This window comes from Rhodococcus sp. NPDC057135 (genome assembly GCF_042670865.1).
Taxonomy (GTDB): domain Bacteria; phylum Actinomycetota; class Actinomycetes; order Mycobacteriales; family Mycobacteriaceae; genus Rhodococcus_F.
This window is the reverse complement of sequence record NZ_JBHUUU010000011.1, coordinates 61,992-76,321: the sequence shown is the minus strand read 5'-3', so window position 1 is coordinate 76,321 and position 14,330 is coordinate 61,992. Positions and strand designations below refer to the sequence as shown.

Here is a 14,330-nt window from a genome sequence, read left to right as displayed (position 1 = left end):
ACTATTTGTTCGCCGGTGTCATGCTTCGAAGGATGGTGAGCAATTCCGAACGAGACTGCGCCCCGACGCGCCGCTTGATGCGTGCGACATGGTGCTCGACGGTTTTGGCGGAGATGTAGAGACGTTCGCCGATTTCCCGATACGTCAGGCCGACGACGACGAGTTCGGCAACTTCTTGTTCGCGCTCGGTCAGTACCGACGGTGGTGTCGCGCTGTCGGCCGAATCGGTTGCGATCGTCTCGGCCGTCGACGTAGTGCGTAGCGAGCGCGCAACGTGGAGCAATGCCGTCGCCGATTTGGTGTCCGGGGTGCGCAGCGCTGCTTCGCCGGCGAGGCGCGCCGCGTCCCAGGGGAGTCCGATTCGGCTGAGCGTTCGCGCAGCGGCTTCGACTTCGTCTGCGTCGACGCTGCCCTGCATGAGTAGGAGCCACTGGCGGCCGGCGGTCGCCAAACCGGCTGCGTAAGTGTGGGTTTTGGCTGATTCCGCGAGTGCATGCGCGTGTGGAAGGAGGTCGGCCGGCGACTGCGCGAGGATCGATGCCTGGACGCCGTACCAATGAAGCGGCGAAGACCACAGCGGCGGCTCGCCGAGTGCGCGGAGGAGTGAGCGCGCGTCGTCGACAAGATGCTCGACCTGCTCGGCCTCGTCGAGTCGTACTGCCGCAAGCCACAGTTCGCCGATGGGAAGCAAATTGAAGAGATCCACGCTGCAGGACGAGAGGGCGCCTGCCGCGCCGGACCAAGCCCGACGCAACTGAGCGAGATCCCCGGAGCGCCGAGCGAGACCCACCATCAGAGCATGCAGAAACAGTGCGTCACGTTCGCGGAGGGGGCCGCGGACTACCTCGTCCGGTAGGTCGTCGACAGCAGTGTCGTTCCCACGGATCATCGCGATCCAGGCGCCGAGAATGTGAAGCCGTGCCCACGTGTGGCTGCTTGCGTCGTCGGCGGCGATCGCGGCGGTGACAACAGCGGCGGCGCGTTCATGTGCACCGTTGTGCAGGAGCGCCAGAGCGACCAGTGCCGGGGCGGAATCTGGCTGGAATTGCGAGGTGTCGGCGCCGCCGGGGAGGGAGAGCGCGCGTGACATCGTGTTGAGCGCACTCGGTGCACTCCCCGTTACCGATTGCATCAGTCCGTTGGCGAGAGTGGCAGCGCCGACCGTGGTGCTCGACGGTGATCCGGTGTGTCCGGTGAGCGCCGCGTTCGCGTCGTCGACCTTGCCGATGCCGAGGAAGGTGATTGCGGCGAAGGGGGATTCGGTTCCGGTGCGCTCTGGCCCGAGCCAGGCGTAGAGATCAGCAGCAGCGCCGAGTTGACCACAGCTAGCGGATGAAGCTGCGCGGACCCGCACTGCCGTCGCCAGTTTCGCGTTGTCGAGATCGGTTTCGGCGATGACGGAATCTGCCAGGCGGCACGCGGTGTCGAGGTCACCACTTCGAGCCGAGACCTGGGCGTACAGCAGCGTGTCGGCCAGGTCGAGAGGCTCGATCGAATGCACACGACGAAAGAGATCTGCCGCGACCGCCGGCATGCTGCCGTCGACTGCGTCTCGTAGCGCGGCCGTGAGATCGTGGTGGCGGATGCCGGAGTCGAAAAGCCTTCGTGCTGTGTCGATGTCGAGAGTTCGCGCGTGCGCGCGTGATTCGACGATTCTGATCAGCTCGCTGCGGATACGCCCGGTGCTGGTCGACTCTGCCAAGACGCTCGCGACGAGAGGAGATCGCGACCCGAACAGTCCGGACGCCAGTGCGCGGTCGAATGCGGCTGTGAGGCTGAACTTCTCCTGTCCCAGATCGAGTTCGAAAGCGTCGACGTCCGGGACGGCGAGTGAAACCTCGAGGATCTCCCGCTCGATCGGATGCAGAGCGGTGACCTGATGGAGAAAGTGTGTGCGTACGGCCGGCGCCATTTCCGGGCGGCCCGCCGAGGCGGCGGCGAAGTACGCTTCGATGGCCCCGAAGGAGCCACCGGCAAGGTGCTCGAGCGTCAGCATGGCACGGTCGTCAAGTGGGATTCTTCGCTCTGCGGCGATCTTCCGAATATCGGATCGGTTCAACGGGTTCAGGTGAAGGACGGTACCGAAACCCGAGATGCTCGCGTAGATCGGTGCGAGTGGAGGATCGATCCGATCGGAGGCGATGACAACTCCGAGGTCGTCGCGTTGAACAAGCTCGTTCAGGGCGCGGATTTCATCGGAGGTCAGAGCCTGCGCGTCCGCGATCACCACAATCGCATCGGCCGGGGCGTCATGTGCGAGCGTGGTGACCACGGGCTTGTCACCCGATTCGATTCTTTTCCGCACTGCCCTCGACACTTGGGGCCGAGCGCTGGCGTCGGTCCCAGTGACGAACAGGCGCAGCGGCGATGCAGTTAGATCGATGCCGCGCAAAAGTCCTGCGATATACGACGATTCGGTGCCGCTGTCACGGTTCATCGAAAGCCTGCCGGTCAGCGGATCGGCGCGGTGACGCCGCCGACGACACCACCGACCACGTTTCCGACACCACCGACGACGTTACCGAGACCTCCGACCACGCCGCCGACACCGTCCCCGACGCCGTCGACCAAACCGCCGACTCCGTTGCCGATGCCGGTCGCAGCATCACCGATACCGGTTCCGACGCCAGCTCCAGGTGCAGGCGCAGGCGCGGGCGCCGGGGCGGGAGCCGGTGCGGGCGCCGGGGCGCCGGGTGCGGCAGGTGCAGGCGCCGACTGGGCGGTCTCGCCCGGTGCGGGCGCTGATCCAGCTGGTGCGCCGGCAACCGGAACTGCCCCTGGCGCCGTCGTCGAACCGCCTGCGGCAGCAGGAGAACCGGGCTGATTGTTCTGAGTTCCGTTGTTCGCAGTCGTGGATCCTGTGCCTGCCGCTTCGGCTGCCGTGGTGCTGCCGGGAGTAGAGCCTGCGGTGGTCGATGCGGTCGAGGAGGTGGACTCGCTGGTGGTGTTCGCCGAACTGGACGGGACGTTGATCTTGTCCATGGCTGTTCCGATTCCGAGCCCACCTGCGGCGAGCACGATGAATGCTCCTACCACTGCAGCAACGACGCCCACCCTCGACGAGCGTCGAGTCGCCGTGTTCTCTTCCTCGGTCGGCTCGGCAAGCAGCGGAGTGGAGAAGGCCGGAACCGGTGCGGGTTTGCGGGTGGGCTCGGCAGGGACAACAGGGACAGCGAGTGCCGTGGTGGCTGTCAATTCTGTAGCCAGCGTCGCGGCGCCGGACGCCGCGCAAGACGCCGGATCGGCGTCGGCGATCACCGGAACACGAAGCTCCGCAGACAATAGTTCGGCGACAAGGGGAATGGAGGAACTTCCGCCGGCCAGAACAACCTGATTGACATCGCTGGACTCTACGCCCGCAGATCGCAGGCTTTCGCGAACCAAGGCCACTGACTCGGTGAGAGCGGGGCGAATCAGATCCTCGAGCTCGGAACGAACGAGTCGAACGTCGCTGACGGCGCCGGGAAGTGCCACGGGAGCAACGGTTTCCGTCTCGGTGGAAAGTTCCTCCTTGGCTGCGCGAGCATGCTCGCGCAGCGTTTCCAGCGCTTCAATCGTCTGGGGAGCAAAGGGATCGAGGGCCGCGAAGTGATCCGACACCGCATCGAGCAGGTGCACGGTGACGAGGTGATCGAATTCGTCGCCGCCGATGTCCTCGCTGCGCAGCGGTTTTCCGAAGATCTCGCTTCGTCCGCCGGTCGTGGACATCATCGTGACGTCGAGCGAACGGGCGCCGAGGTCGTAGACGACGGTCAGACCGTCGTTGACAACAGTTCCGGAAGCGGCGAGCCACGCCATGACAGCCGCGGGTTCGGTGACGAGAGTCGCGCCGTGAACCCCGGCGTCGTCCAGCGCGGACTCCATGGTGCGTGCTGTGTGGCGGTTCCAGGCCACGGGGTGAGCCAGGACGACCGTCGGCCCTTCGTCGCCGCCCGCCTGGCCGACGAGCGCACCTACCGCTGTTGCCGCAAGATCCTCGCCGCGGTACTCGGTGCCGTCGGCGGCAAGTATCGGAATCGGATCGCCGACGCGCTCGACAAATCCGGTGATGACGGATCCGTCGTCCAATTGCAGTGCACTGGGTAAGCGGACCTGTTGCGTTTCACCGGTTGAGCCGTCGCTGACAGCTACGAGAGTGGCCGAACCGATGCTGATGCCGAGCCCTGCCGCCATGAACGAACTCCCCTGGTCGTGGGCGACAGAAGGACTGTCGCGGTTGTCTGCGATGTCGGTTTCAGGACCAAGATCGTTACCGGATTGGAGGCGCTCCGACGAAGTAGGGGGCCGATCCCCTAATCGGGGCAAATCCCCTAACCAGGCCAGTCGCGGCTCATAGGGGACTTCCCCCTCCGCCCCGGCAGAAGAGGGGGGTGCTCCCCGTTGGCCCCGGTCGCAAAAGTTCTTAGCGTTGATTCCACTCGCTACCTCTGGCAGCGCACCAGTTTCCGGAGTACCGGCAACATCCCACCGGCAACATCCCACCGGCAACATCACGGTCAACGAACTTCAGGAGAACCCGCCATGGCAACGAACGCCGTACTCGAATTCATCCTCGGGCTACTTCGCGACGACGAGGCAGCTGCCAACTACTGCGCCAACCCGACCGAGGCTCTCAACGCTGCAGGTCTGTGCGACGTCAGCCCCGCCGACATCGTCGCTGTTGCTCCGCTGGTCGCCGAGTCCGGACTCTTTGCCGGTGGCGGCGCCGACCTGTCCGCGATCGTCAACGCCGGCGCGTCCGCGGCCGGTGCGATCGGCGGCGGGCTCGGAATCGGTGGTGGACTCACCGGTGGCCTCGGTGGCGGCCTCGGCGGCAGCCTGGGTCTCGGCGCCGGTGCAGGCCTCGGAGTCGGAGGCGCTCTCGGCGGCCAGTTCGATCTGGTCGGCGACTTCGCAGCAGCCCTCAGTGCTGCGCTCGCCATCGGCGGCGAGATCAGTGCCGACCTCGGCGCAGCCTTCGGCGCCGTGATCGAAGCCGGCCTCGGCCTCGGTGGCGCACTCGACCTCGGTGGCGCACTCGACCTCGGTGCACAGCTCAGCGCGGCTCTGGGTGGTGCGCTCGGAGTGACCGGCGGCCTGACCGCGGAACTGGGAGCAGCGCTCGACGCAGCAATCGGCGCAGTCGGCGGACTCGACCTGACGGCAGGGCTCAGCGGAGCCCTCGCACCCGTCTTCGCCATCGGCGGCGACCTCGGAGCGGACCTCGGACTGGCTCTCGGTGGACTCCTCGGCGGCGCAGCAGACCTCAGTGGTCTCCTCGACATCGGCGGCGAACTGGGTGCAAGCCTGACCGGCGCACTGGAATCCGCCCTTGCCCTCGGCGGCGGCCTGGACCTGGCCGGCGCTCTGACGGGTGACCTCAGCACGGCGTTGTCCGGCGCGCTCTCCGGTGTCCTGGGAGCCGGCGGCACGATCGGCGCTGATCTGGGTGCATCGCTCGGCGGCGTTCTCGGCGCGATCACCGACGTCAGTGTCCTTACGGATATCGCGGGAGGGCTCGATCTCGGTGCTGCCCTCAGCGGCGCCCTCGGCGGAGCACTCGGCGTCGGCGGCGGCTTGGAAACCGCACTCGGCGGCGCACTCGACGCAGCACTGGGCCTCGGCGGCGGACTCGACCTCGACGCAGTGCTCGGCGGCGGCGCGGACCTCGGCGCGCAGCTCAGCGCGGCACTCTCCGGCGCTCTCGGTGCCGGTGGAACGGTCGGAGCCGACCTGGGCGGCGCACTCGGCGGACTGCTCGGGGGAGCACTCGACATCGAAGGTGGACTCGGCGCCGACCTCGCGGCGGCTCTGGGCGGCGGCGCGAATCTGTCGACGGCCCTCGAAGGCGTCCTCGGTTCGGCACTCGGCGTCGATGCCGGGCTCGCGGGCGGCCTCGGCGGCGCACTCGACGCAGCACTGGGCGCAGGCGGACTTACCGGAATCGACCTCGGTGGTGCACTCGGCCTGGGCGGCGAAGCAGGCTTGGCTGCCGGTGTGGCGGCGGCTCTCGACACCGCTCTCGCAGGTGCAGGCGGCCTGGGTGCTGTCGGTTCGGTGGGTACAGACCTCACCGGCGCGCTCGACGGTGCACTGGGCGCAGGCCTCGGGGCTGGATTGGGCGGCTCTCTCGACAGCATTCTCGGCGCCGAAGGTGCCCTCGGTGGAGCGCTGGACTCGGCACTGAACATCGGCGGAATCGGTACCGGCGCGATCGGCGCCGATCTGCCCTCCGTCGACCTCGGCGCAGTGAACCTCGGTCCGATCTCCGCTGACCTGCCTTCCGTCGACCTCGGAAGCATCGCGGCGGACGGCCTGAACCTCGGCGCTGTGACCGGCGATCTCGGAGCAACGGTGGGCGGCGCTCTGGACGCAACAGCAGGTCTCGACGCAACCGCAGGTCTCGATGCAGCCACGAACGCGGCGGCCGGCTTGGGGGGGTCGCTAGGCGGTGCAGTGGGCGGGTCGCTCGGAGGTCCCCTGAACGGTGTCACTGACCTCGGTGGATCGCTCAGTGGGGCCGTCGGAGCAGTCACCGACGTGACCGGTTCGATCGGAGCAGACGCAACCGCGGCTGCCGGTGGCACGGTCGACGGTGGCGGTACCGTTGGCGGTGGTGGAGTCGCTGACCTGGGTGGATCTCTCGGTGGAGCGGTCAGCGGAGTGTCCGACCTGACGAGTTCGTTGACCGGTGCGCTGAATCCGTGGTCGTCGATCGATGCGACCGACGCTTTCGGTTCGAGTTCCGCTTCGGGCCTGAGCGCCGATACCGAACACTCGCTCTTCGCCGAGGATTCGGTTGCAGCACCGGTCGATCACATCGACCCGGTTGCGGTTGTCGATCACCTGCATCCCTGATCTGCTGACGCAGGAACTGAAATCGGTCAAAATGACCTGATGTAACAAATCCGGCCCTGCGCGCGCTATGCGTTCGCAGGGCCGGATATTCGAGTCGGGAAGAATTGCGGGTCAACGTAGCTCATGAGTGATTCAGCGAGTCAGGTAAGCAACCGGAAGGCGCGCGTCGCGTCGTCGACGGCGTCGTTGCTCGAACGGACAGCCGTAGTGGCGAAGGATTTCGGGCGCACGGATCTGGTGCGGCGACTCGAGAACGCTCAGGTCAGAGTCAACGACCCGCGTATTCGCATCGTGGTGGTCGGCCCCCTCAAGCAGGGCAAGAGCCAGTTCGTCAATTCGCTGCTCGGCATCGACGTCTGCTCGGTCGGTGACGACGAGACCACTGCCGTGGCGACGGTCGTGCAGTATTCGGAGACCGCGGTTGCCGAACTTATTCTCGCCGATCCGGGCGCGACGCCCATCCGGGTACCACTTCCGCTCGAAGAACTCATGGGGATCACCCCGGCCACACCTCGCGCCGAAGGGCGCGAGGTGTTGCGCGTCGAGGTCGGTGTTCCCAGTCCACTGTTGGCCGACGGTTTGGTACTGATCGACACCCCTGGCGTGGGCGGTCATGGAAATCCGCATGCTGCAGGAACATTGGGATTGATCACCGCGGCCGATGCCGTGTTGGTTCTGTCGGACTCCAGCCAGGAGTTCACCGAACCGGAGCTTGGATTCATCCGCCAGGTCGTCAATCTGTGTCCTGCGGTGGCCGGGCTGATCAGCAAGACCGATCTGTACCCGCACTGGCGGCAGATCCTCGACGCCGACCGCGGACACCTCCAGCGCGCCGGGTTGGACCTGCCACTCATCCCGATCTCCTCGGTACTGCGCTCGCACGCGCTGAGGCTGGGGGACAAAGAACTCGAAGCGGAATCCGGCTTCCTGGACCTCTATCAGTTCTTGCGGGACAACGTCGTTGCGCGTGCCGAGTCGAACACCCGACGCGCGGTAGCGATGGACGTGCGTTCTGCGGCAGCGCATCTGACGTTGGAGATGGGCAGTGAGCTTGCGGCGCTGAAGGATCCGTCGACCGCTCAGGCGGCAGTCGCCGGACTGCAGCGCGCCCGGGCGGCGGCCGAGGAACTGCACAAGAAGACCTCACTCTGGCAGCAGAGCCTCGGCGACGGCATCGCAGACCTCGCCGCCGACATCGATCACGACCTCCGGGACCGGTTGCGCCGGGTTACCCGCCAGGCCGAGGAGACGGTCGACGAAGGCGATCCCGGTAAGGACTGGGACGTGGTGGGGGAGTGGCTCGAGCAGGAGATCGCCACCGCGATCGGTGACAACTTCGTGTGGGCTCACGACCGTGCGCAGTGGTTGGCAGAAGTTGTGGCACAGCACTTTGCAGAGACCGGCGACGTCGCGCTACCGCATCTCGACGTTGCCGACACAGACGGTTTCCTGGAACCGGTCGGTGCATTGGCGGACCTCGAATCCGGCCGAATCGGCATCACTCAAAAGGTCCTGGTCGGTATGCGCGGCTCGTACGGCGGCGTGCTCATGTTCGGCTTGATCACCACGATGATGGGCATGGCTCTGGTCAACCCGATCTCCATCGGCGCCGGGGTTCTGCTGGGCACCAAGGCTTATCGTGAAGACAAGCAGGCTCAGGTACTCAAGCGTCGCGCTGAGGCGAAAGCGGCCATCCGACGGTTTGCCGACGACGTCAGCTTCCAGGTGGGCAAGGAGTCGAAGGATCGCCTCCGCCTGGTGCAGCGGCTGTTGCGTGATCACTTCACCGACATCGCCGAACAGGCATTGCGCTCGATCAACGAATCCCTCCGCGCCACGCAGGAAGCCGCGCAGCTGGAGTCGAGCGAACATGCCGCTCGTATCAAGCGTCTGGAGACCGATATGCGCGTCGTCGCGGAGCTCGACGCCGTTGCCGGAACATTGATCGGCGAAACTCCCGCTCCTGCTTCGGCAAAGGTGACCAACGCATGAATGCAACGACCGCCGTGACTGCTGTGGAGTCGGCACACGCACTGATCGACCACGCCAGACGGGTCTACGCCGATGAACCACAGACGCGCGCCCAGTTGGAAGAATGTGCGGCCAGGCTCGACGAGCCGCTGAGGGTGGCGCTCGCCGGCTCTCTCAAGGCGGGTAAGTCGACGCTGCTCAATTCGCTTGTCGGACAGGATATAGCGCCGACCGACGCGACCGAGTGCACGCGCGTCGTCACCTGGTATCGGAACGGGACGACGCCGCAGGTGACCGCGACGGCCGAGAACGGCGCCGAGTTCAACGTGCCGGTGACACGCCGCGACGGCAGGCTCACCTTCGATCTGGGCGAGTACACCGCAGACTCGGTGGACCGCATCGACGTCGACTGGCCGTCTTCGGCTTTGGCGCGTACGACGATCATCGACACACCGGGTACCTCGTCGCTCTCGACCGAGGTTTCGGCCCGCACCTGGGACATGCTTGTTCCCGACGGCGGGGCGCCGGGCGCGGATGCAGTGGTCTATCTCCTGCGGGCCCTGAACGCCAGTGACATGCAGTTTCTCGGGAAGATCGCGGATCACGTGGGCGGAGAATCCGGGCCGCTCGGAGTGATCGGTGTTCTCTCGCGTGCCGACGAAGTCGGCGCAGGCAGGCTCGACGCGTTGTCTTCGGCGAAGGACGTCGCGGCACGATTTGCCGAGGAGTTGGAGCGAACTGGCCTGTGCCAGTCGGTGGTTCCGGTGGCAGGTCTGCTCGCACTCGCTGCTCGGACGATGAGACAGAGTGAGTTCGCGGCCTTCTCGGCGCTCGCGCAGGTTCCGGCCGAGGATCTGAGCCTGGCGCTCCTCTCCGCAGATCGCTTTGCCAGGCAGGACAGTCCGCTGCCGGTCGATGCGGCCATGCGGGCACAATTGGCCGATCGGTTCGGGCTCTTCGGAATTCGCCTCGCCGTGACGTCGATCAAGTTGGGGGCCACTGATTCGCCGTCCCTGGCGGCCGAATTGTTGGAGCGCAGCGGCCTGGACGAACTGCGTCAGGTGATCGACGTTCAATTCGGTCAACGGGCAGATCAGCTCAAATCGCATACGGCGCTGGTGACGCTGGGAAGAATCCTCGAAGCCGATCCGAGCGAGGAAGGCGATCAGATCGCGGCGGAGGCGCAACGGTTGCTCGCCGATGTTCACGGTTTCCACGAACTTCGTCTGCTCGGGCGTCTTCGTTCGGTACACACGGATCTGCCACCCGACGACCTGGCACAACTGCAAAGACTGATCGGTGGCTACGGAATCCGGGCCAGTGACCGGCTGGGCTGCGAACCGGAAGAATCGCCGGAGGTGCAGCGTGCGCGCGCTACTGCGGCGGTCCGGCGATGGCGCGAACTGTCCAGACATCCGCTCTTCGACAGATTCACCTCGCGCGCCTGCCTGGTTGCTGCCCGCAGCGCCGAGGGCGTCCTGGCTGAAATTGTGCCCGAATAGGGACCCGTTCACTATGCGAGCGCCGGAAGAGGGTTCTATCTTGAGTTCGGGATGATCCGGACATAACTCCCAGGTTCGGGTCCCACCTCGATGGGAGCACGCGCATGGCGAGTGACATCAAGTCCGCATCACCGGATCGAGCCACCTTCGTCCTGGGGACGCTCATCCTGGTGGCTGCGGTCGCGAACCTCAATCTCTCGGTCGCGAACGTCGCGCTACCCGACATCGGGCGGGCTTTCGACGCCAGTCAGACGCAACTGAATCTGATCGCGGTCGGCTACTCGCTGGGCCTGGCCGGAACGGTGCTCTACCTGGGGGCCTTGGGAGACCGATACGGGCGCAAGATGCTGCTGGTCACCGGCATGGCGTTGTCCATTCCGGCGTCGATCGTGGCGGGATTCGCCGGGAACTTCGAAGTTCTCTTCCTCGCCCGAATAGTCGGAGGCGTCTCGGCAGGTCTGGCATTCCCGACGACGCTGGCCATCATCACAGCGCTGTGGGCAGGACCGGCACGAACCAAGGCGATAGCCATGTGGTCGGCCATCGGTGGCGCGATCTCGGCACTGGGGCCGATCGTCGCGGGCGCGTTGCTCGAGCAGTTTCACTGGGGATCGGTTTTCTTCGTCACCCTTCCGTTGGCGCTCGTGGCACTGATCTGCTCACTGATGTTGGTACCTGCTCACGTCAACGAGACGACCGAGCGAGTCGACCATCTCGGCGGCATCGTTTCGATCGTCTTCATCGGGGCGCTGGTGCTGTCCATCAACTTCGCGCCGGTCAAGGGTTCGGGCACGATGGCACTCGTGCTCGGTGCGATCGCGCTCGTCGCGGGCATCGGGTTTTTCCTGCAGCAACGACGCGCGGTCAATCCACTGTTCGACCTTCACGTAGCTGCGCGCCCGACTTTCTGGGTCGCAGCCGTGGGCGGATTGGTGGTGTTCGGATCGCTCATGGGCGCGATGTTCATCGGCCAGCAGTTCCTGCAGAACGTACTGAGTTACTCGACGCTGGCAGCCGGTGCGGCCATCATTCCGGCGGCCCTGGCGATGGTGATCGTTGCGCCGCGTTCGGCGACCATGATCGAAAGGTACGGCGCCCGAGTCACTCTGCTCTCCGGCTACCTGTTTGTGGTTCTCGGATTGTTTGTCGCGCTGTTCATGTGGAACGAAAGCACGCAGTATTGGCAGGTTGCGTTGGCCTACGCACTTGTCGGCATCGGCGTCGGACTCGCCGGTACACCGGCATCGCGCTCCCTCACCGGATCCGTTCCCGTACATCGCGCGGGTATGGCGTCGGGAACGTCGGACCTGCAACGCGACCTGGGCGGTGCCATCATGCAGTCGATTCTCGGCGGCATACTCACCGCCGGGTACGCAAAATCGTTGGGGAATGCGATCTCGTCCTCGCCGAACGCATCCGAGGTGACTCCCGAAACTCAAGCCGCGCTCACCAAATCCTTCTCCAGCGCTGAAGTTCTGGCGGAACGGTACCCGCAATACGCGGACCAAATCATGACCGCCGCCAAAAATGCCTTCCTGGACGGGGATACACATGCCTACCTCGCGGCGATCATCATCGTGTGCGCCGGTGCCGCAGTGGTGACGTTCTTCTATCCGCATCGCGAGCGTGAGCGTGTCCTGCTGGCGCAGTACGCGGCCGAATCCGATCTCGCCGCGGAGAAGAGTGCTGAGAAGAGTTGAGCGCGCTCTGGTACTGATGAGGGATGCCACAACTACTTCACATCGATTCGTCTGCCGAACTCCGCAACTCGACCTCGCGTGACCTGACCGCACTGTTCGCTGCGCAGTGGTCGGAGATCAGCCCGAATCACACGACGGTGACATTGGACCTGCACCGGGATCCCTTGCCGCACCTCGCGGACGCGGCCCTGCACTACGCACCACGCTTGCGCGTCGACGGAGAGAGTCCGGACGCCGACGCAGAAGCACTGCAGGCTCGGGTCATCGAGCAACTCGCCGCGGCGGACGTAGTCGTGATCGGTGCACCGATGTACAACTGGTCGATTCCGTCCACGTTGAAAGCGTGGATCGATTACGTACACGTCCTGGGTACAACGGTGCCTTTCGACACTCGCACTCAGCCCATGGCAGGCAAGCCCGTGGTGATCGTGTCCAGTCGTGGAAACACCTATGCGCCGGGTTCGGGGAACGAGGCCAACGATCACACCGTCCCGCCGCTCGTTCAGGTACTGGGGGTCTCGATGGGAATGGATGTCTCCGTCATCACCGCGGAACTGACTTTGGCGCAGCGTATTCCGGCGATGGCGCCGCTGATCGAGCAGGGTGAGGCGAGCCTGCGCGCTGCCCGGGAATCGCTCGTCTAGTTGGCCCGTAGCTTAGGAGCCTGATCAGGGGCTTGATCAGGGCGCCTGACCAGGTTCAGGCGAGAGCCGAGATCATCGACGCCACGTCTTTCGGCTCTGCGTCGTAACCGGGGAAGTAGCAGCACACTTCGTCGGCATGCTCGCCGAACCGCCGCCGAATCTCGGTCGCGCATTCTTCGGGCGTGCCGACGACGGCGAGTGTGGTCAGCATCGGATCGGTGATCAACGAGGCCATGTCGGCGTAGCCGCCTCGCTTCGACAGGGTATTGAGTTCCGGCTGGACCTCCCCCCACCCTTCGACGTCGAGCACCGGACGGTATGCGGGCGTCGATCCGTAGAACGAGAGCAGCGCCCGGACGCCTCGGGCGGCCGCGGCGAGTTGATCGTCGCTGCGGCCGACCCCGACGATGACCTGCGGGATGATCGTGAATTCGTCTCGGGTGCGCCCGGATTCGCGAAGGCCTGTATCGACGGCCGGAAGTGTGCGCTCGAGGAAATGTCGCTCCGAGTGGAACGGCATGACCAGTAGTCCGTCGGCAACCTCCGCGGCGGTACGGGTCATCACCGGCCCGAGTGCCCCCATCAGGATGGGCGGCGGTCCATAGGGATTGGGTCCGGGGTCGAATGTCGGCGGCATCAGAGTGTGGGTGAAGAACTCGCCGCGGAAGTTCAGCGTCGAGGTGTTCTCCCACGCCGTGAAGATCGCCTTGACCGCGGCGACCGTCTCCTTCATGCGGGCCGCTGGACGCGACCACGTTGCACTGTAGCGTTTTTCGATGTGCGGTTTGATCTGTGATCCGAGACCGAGCCGAAAGTGGCCGCGACTGAGCAACTGCAGGTCGTTGGCCGAATGCGCCAGATGCATGGGACTGCGGGGGAACGCGATGGCGACGTTGGTCATCAGGTCGAGGTCGACGGCCGAAGCGGCTTCGACGAGTGGGAAGAACACGTCGTGCGGCCCCTCGAACGTGAACAGTCCGCCGGCGCCGGTCTCCGCGAGTTCACGGCTGCGGGCAGCGCCTGTGCCCGGCGCGGAGTCGAGTTGTACGTGAATCTTCATCGGCGTACTCGCAGCCAATCACTGACACCGGGAGCAAATGGTGCGATCGCCGCCACCGCGACAAGGACGCAGTAGAGAATCGGACCCCACGTCAGGACTCCAGCGCCGATATCCGCTGCGCCGTCGACCAGGGACATGAAGCCGAGCCCGGCCGCGATGCTCGAGGCTCCGACGATCGCCGTCATCACCCGCCCGGCGTTCTTGCGTGCGCGGAGGAGTTGAAGGCTCAAAAGTGCGAGCAGGACCAAAACGAGAGCGCCGCCGCCGCTGCCCGCCAGCACGACGGTCACGGCGTCGGAGATGTCGGTGGACGAGTATCCGGGGTTGTCGCGTGCAGTCGATTCTTCGAGAGCGGATCGGACGTCGTCGAGGCTGGTGACTACCACTCCGGCGATTCCGGCCAGCACGACGAACGAGCCGATCCAGGCAGAAGCAGACAAGGTCACGGCTTTGGGTGTCTCGTCGCTCGCCGGCGCTCGGAGTGGCCGAACCGAGACGTCGGGTCGCTCGGGTGCCGGGCGTGGAGGTGACGGGCGAGCAGGTCGAGCGGGGGAATTGTCGGGATCGGTCACTGGCCGATCGTAGCCATTTGGAGAGATGCGGAAGTGATGTGGCG

The 14,330-nt window shown here is 65.5% G+C and carries 9 protein-coding genes; 5 read left to right on the top strand and 4 right to left on the bottom strand.

The features are described from left to right. Window position 1: 1 nt before the first annotated feature. Window positions 2–2,305, bottom strand: a complete 2,304-nt coding sequence (locus ACFT1A_RS20930) for a LuxR C-terminal-related transcriptional regulator (protein ID WP_378448574.1) — start codon at window positions 2,303–2,305, stop codon at window positions 2–4. A gap of 146 nt (window positions 2,306–2,451) precedes the next feature. Then, window positions 2,452–4,173, bottom strand: coding sequence for an Hsp70 family protein (locus ACFT1A_RS20925; RefSeq protein ID WP_378448573.1), 1,722 nt, complete (start codon window positions 4,171–4,173; stop codon window positions 2,452–2,454). Between the two features lie 348 nt (window positions 4,174–4,521). Here ACFT1A_RS20925 and ACFT1A_RS20920 point away from each other — a divergent pair, with 348 nt between their 5' ends. The 5 genes from ACFT1A_RS20920 (at window position 4,522) to ACFT1A_RS20900 (ending at window position 12,654) form a co-directional block, all read left to right on the top strand. After that, on the top strand, window positions 4,522–6,837 hold the full coding sequence (locus ACFT1A_RS20920) for an IniB N-terminal domain-containing protein (protein ID WP_378448572.1): 2,316 nt from the start codon (window positions 4,522–4,524) through the stop codon (window positions 6,835–6,837). Between the two features lie 123 nt (window positions 6,838–6,960). Next, window positions 6,961–8,829 (top strand): dynamin family protein, encoded by a 1,869-nt coding sequence (locus ACFT1A_RS20915; protein WP_378448571.1) that lies wholly within the window; start codon window positions 6,961–6,963, stop codon window positions 8,827–8,829. Next, window positions 8,826–10,310, top strand: coding sequence for a dynamin family protein (locus ACFT1A_RS20910; RefSeq protein WP_378448570.1), 1,485 nt, complete (start codon window positions 8,826–8,828; stop codon window positions 10,308–10,310). Before ACFT1A_RS20915 ends, ACFT1A_RS20910 begins: the two co-directional genes overlap by 4 nt. A gap of 104 nt (window positions 10,311–10,414) precedes the next feature. Beyond that, window positions 10,415–12,010 (top strand): MFS transporter, encoded by a 1,596-nt coding sequence (locus ACFT1A_RS20905; protein WP_378448569.1) that lies wholly within the window; start codon window positions 10,415–10,417, stop codon window positions 12,008–12,010. Between the two features lie 23 nt (window positions 12,011–12,033). After that, window positions 12,034–12,654 carry an FMN-dependent NADH-azoreductase gene (locus tag ACFT1A_RS20900; RefSeq protein WP_378448568.1) on the top strand — a complete coding sequence of 207 codons (621 nt, stop codon included), beginning with the start codon at window positions 12,034–12,036 and terminating at the stop codon, window positions 12,652–12,654. A 55-nt stretch (window positions 12,655–12,709) separates the two neighbouring features. Here the strand turns inward: ACFT1A_RS20900 and ACFT1A_RS20895 are convergent, their stop codons facing one another. Both ACFT1A_RS20895 and ACFT1A_RS20890 read right to left on the bottom strand, forming a co-directional pair. Next, window positions 12,710–13,714, bottom strand: coding sequence for a TIGR03617 family F420-dependent LLM class oxidoreductase (locus ACFT1A_RS20895; RefSeq protein ID WP_378448567.1), 1,005 nt, complete (start codon window positions 13,712–13,714; stop codon window positions 12,710–12,712). Beyond that, window positions 13,711–14,286, bottom strand: a complete 576-nt coding sequence (locus ACFT1A_RS20890) for a hypothetical protein (RefSeq protein ID WP_378448566.1) — start codon at window positions 14,284–14,286, stop codon at window positions 13,711–13,713. Before ACFT1A_RS20890 ends, ACFT1A_RS20895 begins: the two co-directional genes overlap by 4 nt. Window positions 14,287–14,330: the final 44 nt, after the last annotated feature.